At 64.1% G+C, this 515-nt stretch carries 1 protein-coding gene; it reads right to left on the bottom strand.

The window, feature by feature from the left end:
* Nucleotides 1-515 (bottom strand): D-alanyl-D-alanine carboxypeptidase family protein (locus tag AACY52_RS30095; protein WP_370468073.1); only part of this gene is annotated, 515 nt, incomplete at both ends.

Genomic DNA, 515 nt, shown 5'->3' with positions numbered 1-515 from the left:
GAGCCGGTTCCAATCGAGTCCGCCGCATAGACCGGCGTCTCGCCCGCGATGTTGCCGCTGCGCCAGACTCTGACGACACCGACCTGCTGGCCGGCCTGGACGGGCGCTCGCACGGGACCGCTATAGACGACACGAGCCATCAGCTTGTCGCTGCCGTTCTTGTGCACCATCACCTTCACGGGGGTCTTGGCCACCAGCTTGACCGAACGGCTCTCGCCCCCGAACACCTTGGCATAGCCCACCTGTTGGTCGGCCGCGATCAGGGTGCGCGTCTCGAAGTTGCGGAAGCCCCATTCCAGCATCTTTTTGGCTTCAGTGGCGCGGTCTTCAGGATCGTCCAGGCCGTTGACGACGACGATGAGCCGGGTGCCGTTCTGCACGGCCGAGCCGACCATGCCGTAGCCGCCCTCCTTGGTGAAGCCGGTCTTCAGGCCGTCGGCCCCTTCCATCGCATTCAGCAGCGGATTGCGATTCTGCTGCCGGATCTTGTTCCAGGTGAATTCCTTCTCGCCGAA

The organism is Pseudomonas sp. EA_65y_Pfl1_P113, from assembly GCF_963970525.1.
GTDB lineage: Bacteria > Pseudomonadota > Gammaproteobacteria > Pseudomonadales > Pseudomonadaceae > Aquipseudomonas > Aquipseudomonas tritici.
This window is presented reverse-complemented; position numbering and strand designations above follow the sequence as displayed.